This is a genomic window from Photobacterium phosphoreum (genome assembly GCF_002954725.1).
Classification (GTDB): domain Bacteria; phylum Pseudomonadota; class Gammaproteobacteria; order Enterobacterales; family Vibrionaceae; genus Photobacterium; species Photobacterium phosphoreum.
The window spans coordinates 802,429-818,719 of sequence record NZ_MSCQ01000001.1; the positions used below are offsets into that span (position 1 = coordinate 802,429).

Consider the following 16,291-nt stretch of genomic DNA (forward strand, 5'->3'; position numbering starts at 1 on the left):
TAACAAATTACCTATCAAATATGTATTACTATAAGTGAATGTCTGTTTTTCATTGATAAATAAGGATATTACAATGATAAAATCACCACAATCATTACTCAATATGATTTATACTCTGGATTCACTTTGTCAACAGTTAAGTGTTTTAAATGACGCTCAGAGTAAAAATGCGACTTCACAAGTTATTACTCAATTAGCGCTATCAGAACAAGAGCAAATTATATTAATACGGCTAAAAGTGGCGACAATTAAACAAGCATTAGAAAGTTCGTTATCTGCTGTTGAGTTACATGATGAGGAAGCGATTAAGCAAGCCTTATTTATCGCAATGTATGAGTTAAACCAGCAGACAGTCCCATCTTCATTGATAAAATATCAAGTCGATCCTGTACTCGCAGGATAGTTTTAGCGAGAAGGCGGTAAAACCGACAATAATGTCGGTTTTTAACGGCTTTTTTATTCGCTTTCGGTGCTCTCTGAATTCGGTTTTTCTTGTTTGGTAATGCTACCAACTTCAAGGATAGGAGCAACATCAAGGTGCTCAGCGTTCATCATGGTTGAAATACGCTGTACTGAAGAAAGCAGTAGTGATTGTTCCCAATCTTCTAAGTCTTGATATTGGGAGATAAAGCTGTCTTGTAATGGCATTGGAGCTTTATCCAGTAGAACAAGTCCAGCTTCTGTAAGATGCGCATGCACTTTGCGTTTATCAAGCACACTACGTTGGCGAACAACCAAGCCGCGTTTTTCTAACCGATCAAGAATCGTCGTGGCTGTTGCTTGACTCATATTAGTGTTGTTAGACAGTTGACGAATAGTAATCTCGCCTGATCCACGAATTGCACGCATTAATACCAATTGTGGACCTGTGAGACCTGCACTTTTATTCAATTTTCTAGAATGTAGATCAATTGCCCGAATAATTTGTCTTAGAGCAATAAGTACTTCTTCGTGCCTATCCATCTAACTCTCCCAATTAAATTTGTCCGTAATAACCATATAAAATCATCATGATATATAGGGTATTTTCATGCTGAGAGTATACAAGAATTATTACCTTTTCATTGGTGTTTATCAGTATCTAATTAATTTTTTATAGATAAATGTAATTATACGCCATTAAATTTATGCCGAAGTGTTTCAAAAATGTATTTATTATGTATCATGCTTGAATAGAAATAATTATCAGTTACATTATCGTTTTGATGGTTATCTGGAACAGTCATGTATTTACAAGGATGATACTTAATGAAAAATCGCCTCCCTCATTACACTATTGCTGCTGCAATAGCATCATTGCCGTTGATGGCACAAGCAACCACGAAAGCAGAGGTTGTCACCCATTATGCTGATCTTGCTCATAGTGTTTACAGTGATGCGTTAGTAACAGCACAAACATTAGATAAAACCATTGCAGCAATGATTGCTAACCCTTCACCGCAAACATTAACAGCTGCTCGCGTCGCATGGAAAGCGGCACGAGTGCCTTATCAGCAGTCAGAAGTCTTTCGGTTTGGTAATGGCGTTGTTGATGATTGGGAGGGACAATTAAATGCTTGGCCATTAGATGAAGGCTTAATTGATTATGTTGCAGGTGATTATCAACATGAACTCGGTAATGATGGTGCTAAGGCAAATATTATTGCAAGCAAGAAGCTTCAAGTAGGTAACAAAGAAATTGATGTGACCAAGATTACACCGCAATTGATTGCCGGACTTAATGAACTTGGTGGGTCTGAAGCGAATGTTGCATCGGGTTATCATGCCATTGAGTTTTTGCTGTGGGGACAAGATTTACAAGGTACAGCTGCAGGAGATGGTGATCGTCAGTTTACTGATTTCGTTAAAGGTACGGCATGTACCCATGGCAATTGTGACCGTCGTGCAGATTACTTAGCGGCAAGTGCGCAATTATTGATCAATGATCTGCAATGGATGGAAAAACAATGGTCAGCCACTGAGGCTAATAATTACCGCGCTGAATTACTGGCAGAGCCTGCAGATAATGGCTTGCGTAAGATGTTATTTGGTATGGGTTCATTATCTTTAGGTGAATTAGCTGGTGAGCGAATGAAAGTGGCGCTAGAAGCAAACTCTCCAGAAGATGAACATGATTGTTTTTCTGATAATACTCATAACTCACATTATTATAACGAACAGGGTATTTATAACGTTTATACCGGCAGTTACCAACGTGTAAATGGTGATGTGCTACAAGGACCGAGTATTAATGATTTAGTGGCTAAAAAAGATGCTAAATCTGCCGCTGAAATTAAAGCACAATTTGAAACAGCACGAACGCAGGTTTATACCTTAGTAGAAGCTGCTGAAAACAACAATCAGCACTTTGATCAACTGATTGCAGCGGGCAATAAAGCGGGTAATACGTTAGTTAATCAGTCAATTTCAGCCTTAGTCCAACAAACAGTTGCGATTGAACAAGCGGCTAAAATCATTGGTGTCAGTAATTTAAATCCAGACACTGCTGATCATCAGTTTTGAGTTTGACGATTTGAGATAACTGTATACAACGTTACGTGTGTTGTGCACGTAACGTTATTCCCCTTACTGAATATGACGAGTGTGAGCAATGAAGTTTCTGCTAGCCTCTGCTGCTTTTTTTCTGGGTTTATGGTCGATATTGGTTAGCGCTAATAATAATCAACAGCCAACTACTAAGATCACATACTCACCCCAGCAATTACAACAATTAAAATCAGGCGGTAATACTACTACCGCTAAAACAGGAGCTAATGCTTTTTCATTACCCGCCACTAATCTACCGTTGTCAAAACGCTTGGATTTTAGTGTTGGTAACAGTTTTTTTCGTAATCCTTGGGTTCAAGCTCCTGCAACAACGGATGCTCGTGATGGATTAGGCCCATTATTTAATACAAATGGTTGTCAAAATTGCCATATTAAAGATGGACGAGGTCATCCTCCTGAAAACAATGACACTAATGCCGTATCAATGTTAGTGCGTTTAAGTGTGCCCGCTATCACTCCTCAACAAAAACAGCAATTGATCATGTCAGGCGTGATTGGAGAGCCAACTTATGGCGATCAATTGCAAGATTTTTCATTACCTGGAACCAAACCTGAAGGACAAATTGTACTTTCTTATAAAGAACATGCAGTAACATTTACTGATGGTGAAGTTGTTATGTTACGCACCCCAAAATTGAGTATTAATCAGCTTAATTATGGTGCAATGGCAACCGATGTGATGTTGTCAGCACGTATTGCGCCACCGATGATTGGCCTAGGGCTATTAGAACAAATTCCTGAATCAACATTGGTTGAGTTTGCACAATTACAGCAGCATCAAAACCAAGGTGTATCTGGAAAGTTAAACCGAGTCTGGGATGTGCGGCTGCAACAAACGGTTGTGGGGCGTTTTGGTTGGAAAGCCGGTCAGCCGAATTTAATGCAACAAAATGCGGCTGCCTTTAATGGCGATGTAGGTCTAACCAGTCGTTTGTTTTTACGAGAAAATTGCAGTGATAATCAGTCGGTATGTGCACAGATGCCAAATGGTGGTGAGCATGAAGCCAGTGATGATGTATTGCGGTTTGTGGAGTTTTATTCACGGCATTTAGCGGTTCCAGCACGGAGAAATATTGTTGATCCTGAGGTGATGAAAGGTGAGCAGTTGTTTAATTATGCAGGTTGTGATAGTTGCCATCGTAGTCAAATAAAAACCGCTAAAAACCTTGATTTACCTGCGCTTTCTGAGCAAATGATTAACCCTTATACCGATTTGTTATTACATGATATGGGAGAGGGTTTAGCAGATAACCGACCTGAATTTTTAGCCAGTGGTCAAGAGTGGCGCACCGCACCTTTATGGGGCCTTGGATATACCGAAGAAGTCAATGGTCATACTAACTTTTTACATGATGGTCGTGCACGTACGATCATAGAAGCAGTGTTATGGCATGGCGGGGAAGCGCAACACAGTCGTGATGTCGTTTTGACGTTTACACAACCACAACGGCAGCAACTGCTTGCCTTTTTGAATTCTCTATAGGAATAAAACCGTGAAGATAACGTATAAAAAGAGGATTGCACCGTTATTGCTGGTGGCGATGATGGTCAGTGGTTGTGATTCTCAAACACGATCAGATAGCTATATGACGGCAACAGCGGCACTTGATAATGTACATCAATTATCATTGTCAGCAGCAGAGTTATTTGCCCAACAAACACAACAATTACAGCAACAAACACAGCTATTATGTCGGCAATTTAGTGAACAGCAATTAACGTTAACTCGCCAGGTGTGGCAGCAAACCATGAAGACATGGATGGCGTTACAGGGGCGAGAAAAAGGCAGTGAAGCAGCATTAGCATTGAGCTGGGATATTCAATTTTGGCCAGATAAGAAAAATACCACAGGGTATAAATTACGCCAGTTGATTAAACAGAATAAGCAGTGGCAACCAAGTGAATTAGCGCAGCAAAGTGTTGCTGTTCAAGGATTGGGGGCTGTGGAGTGGTTTTTATATCAACAGCCTCAGTATTTGAAAAACGATAATGAGTGTCAATTAGCAGTGGCTATAACGACACATTTAGCCACAACTGGGCAGACATTGGCACTGGCATGGCTACAAAATCCATGGCAGTCATTATCGAACTCATTAGCGTTAGCGGAATATTTGGCTGCGATAAATAACCAGCTTGATTACACCATCAAAAAGTTGGTTAAACCGATGGGTAAACCAGGACACCCTAAACCTTATCAGGCAGAAGCGTGGCGTTCACAAACTTCATTAGCGAATCTAAAAGCAAGCATTGAATCTTTACAAGCGTTGTATTTAGCCAATGGTGCTGGATTAGATGCATTGCTGCGTGATCAAGGTTATCAAGCAACGGCGCAACGAATACAGCAACGATTTACATTACTGTTAGCTGATTGGCCGACATCATCAAGTATGGTGAGCTTATTAAAGACGAAACAAGGGTATCGTGAGTTAATTAATATTTTTAATGGTTTAGAATATATTCAACTTGCCCTTCACGATGATGTTGCACGCCAATTAGGTATTGTTATGGGGTTTAATGCTACTGATGGTGACTGATCTTACTCGGCGTAAGCTACTCAATTATGCATTATCTTCCACAGCATTATTACCGTTGACTGTGCTTTCTGGCTGCAATGATGTTCGTAAACTACATTCAGATCCGGCATTGATAGGGTGTTGCCGTACGTCAAAGGGACACTTTGCTGTAGCAGTGATTGATAATCATGGCGAGTTACTCCATCAATTCCCATTACCAGCGAGAGGGCATGGGATTGCATTACAACCTAGTGGTACATTAGCGGCTATTTTTTCCCGTCGGCCGGGGCAATATATCCAAATTGTTGATTATAAAACTGGCGCGATATGGAGCCTTCGTGCTGCTGATCCTCATCGTTATTTTTATGGGCATGGCGTGTTTTCTGCTGATGGGCGCTATCTATATGCCACAGAAGGTGAGGCATTGACAAGCCGTGGCATTATTGGTGTATATGAACTCAGTAACGGTTTACCTAAAGTGGCTGAGTTTAGTGGTGTCGGTATCGGACCACATCAAATGATCAGTGTTGATGAACATACCTTAGCCGTTGCTGTTGGCGGTATTCATACGCTTGGTCGAGTCCCACAAAATCTATCCTCGATGCAGTCTGCATTACTTTATATCGATAAACAAACCGGTGAGATTATCGATCACGCGGAATTAGCCAATAAACATTTAAGTATTCGCCATTTAGATGTTACCGCTGATGGTGCAGTTATTTGTGGTCAACAATACAAATCTCAAACAGATGTAATAGTGCCACTTATGGCGACGCATAGGCGTAATCAATCATTGCAACCTTTATTTGCTGAAGATGAACAATGGCAAAGATTTAATCACTATATATCCAGTGTCGTGACTTTAGATGATTATGTATTAGCAACATCACCACGCGGTAATTGCTATGGTATTTGGAATAGTAACAGCCGTGAGTTGCTTGAGATAAAGCCACTGGCAGATGTATCAGGTGCTGCTGTTACTAATAAGCAGTGGGTACTCAATTCAGGCAGTGGCAGTATTGCTTATGTCTCTGTTACTAGGCAATCAAAACGTAATCAAACGTCTATTATTTGGGATAATCATTGGTGCTCGATACCAGCCATTAAAATATAAAAACGTAAGGTAATGTGATTGGAACAATAATAGAGAAAATATTATAAGCGATCCTGTAATTATATATCTGTCGTTAAAAGAGCTAATTATCTTAAATGTTGACTAATAGTTGTACTTATAAGATTTTTTAATATTCTCTTATTCTACATTTAATCATCAAATGAATTTTCATTTGTGATGTTAAAAATGGGTGACGGAGGTATTTAATGCCAGTAGTTAAAGATGCTTTGTTAATTGTCATCGTGATATTTGTCAGCTTTTTTTGGCAAATATCTTGTGCTTATTCTCAGTCTATTGTTAATGATCATAAAGAGCGGTCTTTAGATAAGGGTAATAGTTCATTTTTGGCGATTGATCGGTCAAGAAATATGCTGAGTCATGCTCAAAAATGGATATCGGATGCCAATGCCAATATAACGCAGCTTAAATATCCCACAACGTTAGTCGAGCTATATTCGTCAATAGGATTCAGCCAATTTTGGGAAAACGACCGAACAATTCAGGATTTTATTAATCAATTACGTATCATTAGTTTATCTCAAACCAATAAAGAACTAACAGCAAGGTATCATTTACTTATTCAATTACAACCTCAACAAAACTGGCAACAATATGATGTTGTTGCAACAGATACTTTATTAATATATCTCAGTTTTATTGAGCAATTACAGGGTAAGGGAAAAATGTGGTTATTTGGTGAAAAGGTACCCTCACAATTACCGACCCCAAGCCAAGTTTCCATTGAAGATATTCTGATGAATTATGAAAATAATCAATTTAATCAATTCATTGTTAGCTTAAAACCGCAACTCTCTGGATATAATCAATTAGTTGCCTCAATTAATCGACTTGAATCTCATCCGACATTACGTTGGCCTGTGTTTTCATTTCATGGAAAAGTGGGCCCAGGAAGTAAGATTAAATACATGCCGAGCTTGATAACGGTACTTGAGCGTTTAGGGGATTTATCGCCGCTTGAGGCTAAGCATTATCAACAGCAATATAAGTCACTTTATACCGGCCGTCTTGTATTGGCAGTAAAACGCTTTCAATCTCGTCATGGTTTACAAAATGATGGCATTATTGGAACACAAACCCAGAAATGGCTGGCATTAAACGTTAAGCAGCGGGTACGGTTGTTAGCATTAAATGCACAGCGATTACGATTATGGTCGACACGTATTTATACGGGGATTGTGGTTAATATACCTAATTATTATATGAACTTATGGCTTGATGGACGTTGGGTAATGAACAGTAAAGTGATTGTGGGACGACCATCCCGACAAACACCAATCTTTAATTCAAAAGTTAATTCTGTGGTATTTAATCCATATTGGAATGTGCCTACTTCCATTACGAAAAGAGATATATTACCTAAGGTAAGGCGCAGTCGCAGTTATTTAAGACGACATAATTATGAAGTTATTCGTAGTTGGGGTAGTTCTGAAAAAATAAATATTAATTCAATTCCTTATAATTTATTAGCCTCCAGTAAATTCCCATACCGATTACGTCAAAAACCGGGTAAAAAAAATGCACTAGGTTTATATAAATTTAATATTCCTAACAATCAGGCTATTTACTTACATGACACATCATACCCAGTATTATTTAATAAGCATGAACGTGCACTGAGTTCTGGTTGTGTGCGTGTACTTGAGTCTAAGTCACTTGCGTTAGCATTATTGCAATATTCAGGGAAAAGCAAATCGCAATTTAAGTTGTATTCTAGGAGCAAAAAAACACGAACAATTAGACTTAATAAGAGTAAAAAAGTTCCAGTGGAAATTATTTATCAAACAGCGTGGATTAATGATGAAGGTGCAGTTAATTACCGGTTTGATATTTATGATTATGATAAAGATCCCCAAAATAGGAAGTCATTAATCTCTGCTTACAATAATAATTGAGTGTAAGTTAATGATATTTAAAAATAGGATGATTAAATTTATTATTATGTGACTTACACATTTGACTACTTTATTAACTGAATATAATGTCTTGCGGTATTGGTATGTTAATTGCTTTAGAAATAAAGATCATTATTTTCGGTTGTGTAAGTTATGTCAAATCTAGATATTAGTCGTCGTAAATTTTTAACAGTTAGTGGATTAGCGGTTGGGGCATGTATGTTACCCAATATATCTTTAGCAAGTCCTTTTCAAGCAACAACACCTCGGACAATGTTATTACGCAATTTGCATACGGGTGAAGAATTAGAAACTAAATATTTCAATGGTAAAACCTACGTAGGTAAGGAAGTTCGACGGTTAGATCATCTTTGTCGTGATTTCCGTCAAAATGAAATTGCTCGCATAGATCGTCGTTTGTATGATGCGATTGCACAAATTCAATCTTATCTTGGGCATGAAGGTTACGCACAACTCTTTTCTGGCTACCGCTCGTCTAAAACCAATAAAATGTTGGCAAAACGTAGTGGTGGCGTTGCAAAGAAAAGCTATCACATGAAAGCGCAAGCTATCGACTTTAATCTTGAAGGGGTTCCTTTAGCTAAAATCCGTAAAGCGGCATTAGATTTAAAAATAGGTGGTGTTGGTTACTATCCAAATAGCCAGTTTGTCCATATTGATACTGGGCCTGTACGTAATTGGAGAGGGTAGTTTATTCCAGCCCGAATCTGTATTTTTAATGATATTCATGGCATGCTTCCCTAAATAATGTCTCAGTTAGGAAGTATGAATGAGTCTTCAATACAAAATTGTGCCCGTTACGCCATTCGAGCAGAACTGCTCTATTATATGGTGTGATGAAACACGCCAAGCAGCGATTGTCGATCCTGGTGGCGATATTCAACAACTTCAACAAGTCGTTGAAGAGCTAGGTGTTAACGTTACTCAATTATTATTAACCCATGGACATTTAGATCATGTGGGTGGTACTGAGCCTCTTTCTCAGATTCTGGGTGTGCCTATTATTGGTCCACAACAGGCTGATGAATTTTGGCTGCAAGGATTACCTCGCCAAAGTGAAATGTTTGGCTTCCCAATGACAGAAGCATTTGCGCCGACTCAATGGCTAAACGATGGCGATGTGGTTAGCGTGGGTAATCAAGCTTTACAAGTATTCCATACTCCAGGTCATACTCCGGGGCATGTGATTTTTTATAGTGCAGATGCTAATGTGGCGTTTGTAGGAGATGTGTTATTCAAAGGGGGGATTGGTCGTACTGATTTTCCACAAGGTGATCATCCAACATTGGTAAACTCTATTAAGACAAAGTTGTGGCCTTTAGGTAATGAGGTTACATTTATTCCTGGGCATGGTCCATTATCGACGTTTGGCCATGAGCGTGTGACAAACCCATTTGTCGCCGATGAAATGCCGTTGTATTAATGGTTTTTATCGTTTGCTAACGCTGCGTTAGCATCATTACAGAATAGATTTACTGAAAACCACTGATACTATTTATGATCAGTGGTTTTTTTATATCTTTAATTTGGTAATAAATAATTTAGATGGCGAAAGCTTGCGTGAGGTTATTCTAAACGGTACTTTATACTCATTGGAACATATTTTGTTGTTTTTAGTGCTTATTAGGTATGTCTTATTATGATTACAATTGCTTTAGTTGATGATCACGTCATTGTTCGTTCTGGTTTTGCTCAATTATTATCATTAGAGTCAGACATGATGGTTATTAGTCAATTTAGCTCAGCACAAGAAGCGCGTAATGGATTAGCGAAACAGAGCGTTGATGTCTGTATTATTGATATATCAATGCCTGATGAGAGTGGATTGACGTTACTTGAAGATTTATCACGAAATATAGCATGTATTATGTTGAGTGTGCATGATACGGCAACAGTAGTGAATAAAGCATTAACGACGGGAGCAAAAGGATATCTCAGTAAACGTTGTAGTCCTGATGAGCTTACACAAGCGGTGAGAAAGGTTGCAAATGGTGAACGTTATTTGGCTTCTGATATAGAAACACAATTAGGCAGTATTGATCCTTACCAACAATCGGTAGCGTGCTTAACCAAACGTGAACGTCAGATAAGTGAAATGCTGGCGACGGGTTTAGATGTTAAAGCGGTTGCGGTTGAGTTGGGGTTGAGTCATAAAACAGTTCATGTGCATCGTGCTAATGCAATGGATAAATTGAATGTGAGTAATAATGTTGAGTTAGTGAAGTATTTTCCACAAGAAGTATTGTAATGCGACATTATTTACTTACGTCATTGGGGGGAGGTTTATTTTTTATTTGTAGCTGGTTTTGTTTGTGGGTAATCGCTTTTTATTTTTTAGGTGATCCTGTATTGGCCATTTTATTTTTCCCTTTTGCGCTACGATTAGGAATAACCTTACATACAGCAAACCGTTATTGGGTCATCATTTATGTTGCGGAATGGAGTTTAATTCTGCTACTTGCAAAAGTGCTTCATGATTTACCATGGTGGCCTATTTTAATTGCCAGTGCTTTATCATGGCCACTATTATGGTATATACGACGTTATTATTATGGCGATCAATGGCGACAGTTATTAGTCATGGCGGTGAGTATTATATCAACAGCTATTATTAATGTTGTTATCGTGGTCGGCTTTGGTTCTATTGCTCAAATACCAGTATCACCAGTTGGTATGATCTTTTTGATTAGCGTTACTGGCGGATTAATGTTGGTTCCAACTTGTTATTTATTATGGAGCTTTTTATTTAATCGCTCATGGATCCCACTAACAGTTGCCTTAATTTCTCGACCATTAGAATTACGTCATCGTGATTTATGTTTATATGCATTACTTTTTATTGCTAATATTTTATTGCAAATAAACTTGCCTGATGAATTAAGTCGTTTTGCTCCATTTTGTTTAGCAATACCTATTATTGTGTTTGCTTATCGACATGGATGGCAAGGCGCATTACTCGGGACATTATTAAATAGTGTTGCGTTAATTGCTGCACGAAGTGGTGTCAGTAATATGGAGATCACTGATTTACTGTTATCGTTATCAGCACAAAGTTTAACGGGTATTTTGTTAGGTCTTGGTATTCAACGCCAACGAGATCTTAACCGTAAGTTATTCTCTGAGTTAGGACGAAATCAGGCATTATCGCGCCAACTAATTGAAACAGAAGAGTCTGTTAGACGCGATGTTGCAAGAGAATTGCATGATGAAATAGGGCAAAATATTACTGCGATTAGAATGCAAGCCAGCATTTTAAAACGCGTTGAAACCACGCCGGTGACTCAGCAATGTGCTTCTACTATCGAACAGTTATCGCTTAATGTTTATGATACTGCCAAAGGCTTATTATCACGGTTGCGACCTAAAACCTTGGATGATCTTGGTTTAGCAAAAGCAGTTGAGCAAGTTGTTTGCGATTTAAAATTAGAAGATAAAGGTATTGATGTAGCAATGGCGTGGGGACATAAACAACAAGTGTTATGCGATACAACCAGTGTCACTTTATATCGAATTTGCCAAGAAGCCTTAAATAATATTGCTAAATATTCACAAGCGACAGAAGTGATTATTGAATTAGATATTGATCAAAAAATCAAATTACAAATTGAAGATAACGGCATTGGTTTTAAAGCTGAAGATGCATTTAAAGGTTTTGGTTTACGCGGTATTCGTGAGCGTGTCGAAGTGTTGGGTGGGCATTGTTCAATAGTGAGTTACCATCATGATGACAAATTTCAAAATAAAGGATTACGAAAACAAGAGACGGGCACAACATTGGTAATTATATTACCGATAGCATAATGACAACGATAAATTCATTTATATTCTCAGGTATCGCATGACCACATTATCAGATTCAACCGTTGATCAACGCTATAAATATTGGCGTTTGCATATTATGGTCAGCATGTATATTGGGTATGCAGGGTTTTATTTAACCCGTAAAAACTTTACGTATGCAATGCCTGCAATGATCGCTGATTTAGGCTGGGATAAGTCAGATATTGGCATGATGGGAACCTTATTCTATCTTACTTATGGTTGTTCAAAATTTATATCAGGGATGATATCTGATCGTGCAAATCCACGTTATTTTATGGGAATAGGGTTAATTGCAACCGGTATTATTAATATTTGTTTTGGTTTATCAAGTTCGATTCTGGCATTTACACTTTTGTGGGTAGCTAATGCATGGTTTCAAGGTTGGGGTTGGCCTGCGTGTTCTAAGTTGCTTACAACATGGTATTCACGCTCTGAACGCGGATTATGGTGGTCGTGTTGGAATACCGCTCATAATGTTGGAGGGGCGTTTATTCCATTATTAGTGGGCTTTTTAACTCTGCATTATGGATGGCGTTATGGGTTCTTTATTCCGGGTATCATCGCAATAGTGATTGGTATTGGTTTATGCTGGCGGTTACGAAATAAACCGACAGCGATGGGACTTCCTAGCGTTGGATTATGGCGTCATGACTATTTAGAAATTGCACAAGAAAATGAAGGCATTGGCCTTACACAACGGCAAATATTGTTTAAGTATGTATTTACCAATAAGTATTTATGGCTACTTGCGATGAGCTATATATTGGTTTATATCGTTCGAACGGCGATTAATGATTGGGGTAATCTTTATCTTACAGAGCAGCATCATTATAGTTTGTTATCGGCTAATGGAGCGTTGTCACTATTTGAAGTAGGTGGTTTTTTTGGTTCACTGGTTGGTGGGTGGGGATCGGATAAATTATTCGGGGGCAACCGTGGGCCGATGATTTTATTGTTTGCCATGGGGATATTTTTAGCTGTTGCTGCATTATGGGTAATGCCAGTGACAAGCTATATATTGCAATCTGGATGCTTTTTTGCAATTGGTTTTTTTATATTCGGACCCCAAATGTTAATTGGTATGGCTGCTGCTGAGTGCTCTCATAAAGACTCAGTAGGCGCTGCTACCGGTTTTGTGGGGTTATTTGCTTATATGGGCGCAGCGTTAGCTGGGTATCCTCTAGCGATTATTATGAATCATTACCATTGGACCGGATTTTTTGTTGTAATTTCAGTGGCTGCTGCATTGATTGGATTACTGTTATTGCCTTTTCTTAAAGTACAAACATCGGCTGTTATAGATTAGTTGCAACTTTAAGCTGCGGCTTTATAGCGGCGTAATAAACCGATAAAATCGGCAATGGGGCGATCAATAACATCGTCAGCAATAAAAAAATCAAACCCAAGTAATGCTCTATTATAACGCATTCGATTTGCAAGCATTGCTTGTAGTCCTCGAATTTGCTCGCCATTATCAGTAATATCCGTTGTTCAAGTAATATTCTTGAGGCGACACGTGGACAGATATTACGAATGAAAGCATCATAATTTTTCAAACGGATGCCTATCCAAGGTAGGGATGAATGCCAACCTTGAGAGCCAAGAGTAGCATGACCAATATGAGCTATATTGTGCCATGTTGTCGTCCATCCACCATAGCGACTATGGTATTGGCAATGCATAAAGGTCAATGTAAAACTGATACATGGCGTATTAATGACTTTTATCATCAGTAATAATACAACCGCCACTAAAACCACCATAATGCAGACGCTGATAGCGGATAATTGTGAGTTAAAATAACTGACAAAAGCGAGAGTGACAGTAATGATGCTGACAAATAATCCGATATAATGTTTTGTCGTTAATTTTTCCGCATGAATATGTAGTGTCTCCACAGCGGCCTCCTTTAACTATTATTGCTATAATAACCATGTCAATACCATTATAAAACACACTATAGGTATATATTCTTAAAAAGCATTTCCATGGAGATAACGATTTTTAGCCTTGTTTTTACTTATAATACGTCAAAATTGATGATTATTTGATGCTCAGTTGCGGGTGATCATATTTATTGATGGATAAATAATCGTTTGCTGGTAATTGCTAAATAACCTTGGTATAAAACGCGCTCACTTTTTCTCGCTGAAAATAGTGGTGATCGAAAGTAGTGTAACGGAGCAAATAAAACCATGAGAATTTCTCACAAACGTAATATCCAGCGTAAACTGCATAAACAGAAACCTCTTTTAACCAATACAACTTCTGCAGTTAATAATACTCTAAAAATTGAAACCGTGATTGAAACAGCAGAGATTGTAGATGTTGTCGCATCTAAGCCTATTGTTGCGTCTAAATCAGTAGTGGCATTAACCCCGAAACAGCAACAAGTTTTAGATATTGTCGTAAACCATACTGATGGATTAAATCCAAAAGGTATTGGTCTAGAAGCGGGTCAAGAAGAGGCTAAAGCGGCAGCTTGGGCCACCGGTGCGTTAAAAAAATTGACTGAAGAAAGGTTAGTTGAGCGCATCCAATTGGCAGGAAATAAAGTGTTATATAAAGCACTTTAAAATATGCCAATCCCGCTTCTCATTAAGAAGCGGGGATTTCTCTGTTATTAGTTCTCGCTCCCTCTGAAATGTTATTTTTATTCTTTCTAATGTCATTATTATTATCTTTAATACAGAAAAATGACGGTTGCTTTTTTACTCTGCTATAACTATTAATATGGAGAGTGATTCTCAAGGAGTGCGCAATATTCGGAGAAACTGATCTTATGACGATGATAAGTGCAAAGGAATTTTCTGGTTGGCTACTTGAACGATTTGCAGATGAGACACAGGGAGTATCCCTCAGTCGCGAAGATATTAATATGTTAACGGGGAGACAAAGCTTTTCTCTCGGCTATATTCACGATATACATTATGAAGTTATGCGGCATGGAATGGCATTTGTAACGGATACTACAAGAGAAATGTTTTATCTTGTTCCGATAACTGAACGGCCTTGGCGTAAGCAATTAGAGAAGCATTATGAACATGATCTTTATTGTAATGTATTACCATTGAATAAATCAGGTTAATATTATTGGTGTCACTATAGTCGATAAAAAAGAGGATAATTATCCTCTTTTTTATCATGGTTATTTATAATAGCTTATAAAACCGCAGCAATACCTTTACAGAGTGGCAGCATATTTGATTTTGTCATGCCAGCAACACTAATACGCCCCGAGCCAACAATATAGATAGCAAATTCATTTTTGAGACGGTTCACTTGATCTTTATTTAAGCCTGAAAATGAGAACATGCCGTTTTGACGTTCAATGAAGCTAAAGTCTGCATCCACACCGCATTGTTTTAATGTTGCCACAAAGAGTACGCGCATTTCTTGAATACGATCACGCATATCGGCAACTTCTTGTTCCCATTCTGCACGTAAAACAGCATCGTTTAGAATTTGAGTAACAATGGCAGCACCATGAGCGGGTGGATTTGAATAAATAACACGTGCAATTGATTTTACTTGGCTAAAAGAGATTATTGCTTGTTCTGCATTTTTAGCAACTAAAGTAAATGCACCTACACGCTCGTTGTACAGTCCAAAGTTTTTAGAGAATGAACTTGCAACAAGGAGTTCGGGTACTTGATCTGCAAAGATACGTAATCCTTGAGCATCTTCTTCAACACCACGAGCAAAGCCTTGGTAAGCAAAATCAAACATGGGTAATAAGCCTTTATCAAGGCAAAGTTTAGCCAGTGTTTGCCACTGAGTATTGGTTGGATCAATACCTGTAGGGTTATGACAACAACCATGAAGTAATACAACATCGCCTGATTTTGCTTGGTTTAGATCTACAATTGTTGCATCAAAATCAATATCTTTAGTTTGAGCGTTGTAGTAGCCATAAGTTTTTGTATCTAAACCTGCCGCACCAAATACACCATGGTGGTTAGCCCATGTAGGATTACTAATCCAAACGGTAACATCCCCTAACTGGCGTTTAATAAATTCAGCAGCAACGCGTAGAGCGCCTGTACCACCAGGTGCTTGTGCTGTTTGAATACGTTTCTCTGCAATAAGCGTAGAGTCTGCGCCAAAAAGAAGCTGTTGTACTGCTAGGCCATATTCAGGTGTTCCTGGAATACCAAGATAAGATTTGGTTGTTTCTTGTGCGAGTAAAATAGCTTCTGCTTTTTTTACCGTTGCTAGAATAGGTGTATTACCTGCTTCATTTTTATAAATACCCACACCGAGGTTAATTTTATGCGTTCTAGGATCAGCTTTAAAGTCATCTGTTAAACCGAGTATTGGATCAGCGGGTGCAGCTGTAATCTTTTCAAACATATTTTTCA

At 38.4% G+C, this 16,291-nt stretch carries 15 protein-coding genes and 1 pseudogene; 13 read left to right on the plus strand and 3 right to left on the minus strand.

The annotated features are described in order from the left end of the window. The first annotated feature begins 73 nt into the window (after positions 1 to 73). Positions 74 to 403, plus strand: coding sequence for a hypothetical protein (locus BTO21_RS03510; protein ID WP_045026494.1), 330 nt, complete (start codon positions 74 to 76; stop codon positions 401 to 403). Positions 404 to 456: 53 nt separating this feature from the next. On the opposite strand, the gene BTO21_RS03515 is transcribed toward BTO21_RS03510, so the two are convergent. Continuing rightward, positions 457 to 963, minus strand: a complete 507-nt coding sequence (locus BTO21_RS03515) for a MarR family winged helix-turn-helix transcriptional regulator (RefSeq protein WP_045026492.1) — start codon at positions 961 to 963, stop codon at positions 457 to 459. 285 nt (positions 964 to 1,248) lie between these two features. Between BTO21_RS03515 and BTO21_RS03520 the strand changes: the two genes are divergently transcribed. The 10 genes from BTO21_RS03520 (at position 1,249) to uhpC (ending at position 13,236) form a co-directional block, all read left to right on the plus strand. Further along, on the plus strand, positions 1,249 to 2,502 hold the full coding sequence (locus BTO21_RS03520; protein WP_045026491.1) for an imelysin family protein: 1,254 nt from the start codon (positions 1,249 to 1,251) through the stop codon (positions 2,500 to 2,502). An 88-nt stretch (positions 2,503 to 2,590) separates the two neighbouring features. Then, complete coding sequence (locus tag BTO21_RS03525) at positions 2,591 to 4,030, plus strand: di-heme oxidoreductase family protein (RefSeq protein WP_082056759.1); 1,440 nt, start codon at positions 2,591 to 2,593, stop codon at positions 4,028 to 4,030. A 10-nt stretch (positions 4,031 to 4,040) separates the two neighbouring features. Further along, on the plus strand, positions 4,041 to 5,081 hold the full coding sequence (locus BTO21_RS03530; RefSeq protein WP_052672579.1) for an imelysin family protein: 1,041 nt from the start codon (positions 4,041 to 4,043) through the stop codon (positions 5,079 to 5,081). Continuing rightward, the gene (locus BTO21_RS03535; RefSeq protein ID WP_045026853.1) at positions 5,071 to 6,174 is read left to right on the plus strand and encodes a DUF1513 domain-containing protein; all 1,104 of its coding nucleotides are present in this window, start codon (positions 5,071 to 5,073) and stop codon (positions 6,172 to 6,174) included. The genes BTO21_RS03530 and BTO21_RS03535 overlap by 11 nt, the downstream gene beginning before the upstream one ends. A gap of 206 nt (positions 6,175 to 6,380) precedes the next feature. Beyond that, positions 6,381 to 8,087 carry a L,D-transpeptidase family protein gene (locus BTO21_RS03540; protein ID WP_105026684.1) on the plus strand — a complete coding sequence of 569 codons (1,707 nt, stop codon included), beginning with the start codon at positions 6,381 to 6,383 and terminating at the stop codon, positions 8,085 to 8,087. A gap of 153 nt (positions 8,088 to 8,240) precedes the next feature. Further along, the gene (gene mepK, locus BTO21_RS03545) at positions 8,241 to 8,798 is read left to right on the plus strand and encodes a peptidoglycan L,D-endopeptidase MepK (RefSeq protein ID WP_045026487.1); all 558 of its coding nucleotides are present in this window, start codon (positions 8,241 to 8,243) and stop codon (positions 8,796 to 8,798) included. A 79-nt stretch (positions 8,799 to 8,877) separates the two neighbouring features. Further along, the gene (locus BTO21_RS03550) at positions 8,878 to 9,531 is read left to right on the plus strand and encodes an MBL fold metallo-hydrolase (RefSeq protein ID WP_045026486.1); all 654 of its coding nucleotides are present in this window, start codon (positions 8,878 to 8,880) and stop codon (positions 9,529 to 9,531) included. 216 nt (positions 9,532 to 9,747) lie between these two features. Next, positions 9,748 to 10,356, plus strand: a complete 609-nt coding sequence (gene uhpA, locus BTO21_RS03555) for a response regulator transcription factor UhpA (RefSeq protein WP_045026484.1) — start codon at positions 9,748 to 9,750, stop codon at positions 10,354 to 10,356. Next, entirely contained in the window at positions 10,356 to 11,909 is a 1,554-nt protein-coding gene (gene uhpB, locus BTO21_RS03560) for a signal transduction histidine-protein kinase/phosphatase UhpB (protein ID WP_045026483.1), read from the plus strand. Before uhpA ends, uhpB begins: the two co-directional genes overlap by 1 nt. Positions 11,910 to 11,946: 37 nt before the next feature. Next, a complete protein-coding gene (gene uhpC, locus BTO21_RS03565) occupies positions 11,947 to 13,236 on the plus strand; it encodes an MFS transporter family glucose-6-phosphate receptor UhpC (RefSeq protein ID WP_045026481.1) in 1,290 nt (429 codons plus the stop codon). An 8-nt stretch (positions 13,237 to 13,244) separates the two neighbouring features. On the opposite strand, the pseudogene BTO21_RS20400 reads toward uhpC, so the two are convergent. After that, positions 13,245 to 13,693: pseudogene (locus BTO21_RS20400) on the minus strand (DUF2982 domain-containing protein). Between the two features lie 432 nt (positions 13,694 to 14,125). Between BTO21_RS20400 and BTO21_RS03575 the strand changes: the two are divergent. Both BTO21_RS03575 and BTO21_RS03580 read left to right on the plus strand, forming a co-directional pair. Continuing rightward, positions 14,126 to 14,506 (plus strand): hypothetical protein, encoded by a 381-nt coding sequence (locus BTO21_RS03575; RefSeq protein ID WP_045026479.1) that lies wholly within the window; start codon positions 14,126 to 14,128, stop codon positions 14,504 to 14,506. A 206-nt stretch (positions 14,507 to 14,712) separates the two neighbouring features. Then, positions 14,713 to 15,018 carry a hypothetical protein gene (locus BTO21_RS03580; RefSeq protein WP_045026850.1) on the plus strand — a complete coding sequence of 102 codons (306 nt, stop codon included), beginning with the start codon at positions 14,713 to 14,715 and terminating at the stop codon, positions 15,016 to 15,018. Positions 15,019 to 15,092: 74 nt separating this feature from the next. Here the strand turns inward: BTO21_RS03580 and BTO21_RS03585 are convergent, their stop codons facing one another. Next, positions 15,093 to 16,283, minus strand: a complete 1,191-nt coding sequence (locus BTO21_RS03585; RefSeq protein WP_045026478.1) for an amino acid aminotransferase — start codon at positions 16,281 to 16,283, stop codon at positions 15,093 to 15,095. Between the last annotated feature and the right edge of the window lie 8 nt (positions 16,284 to 16,291).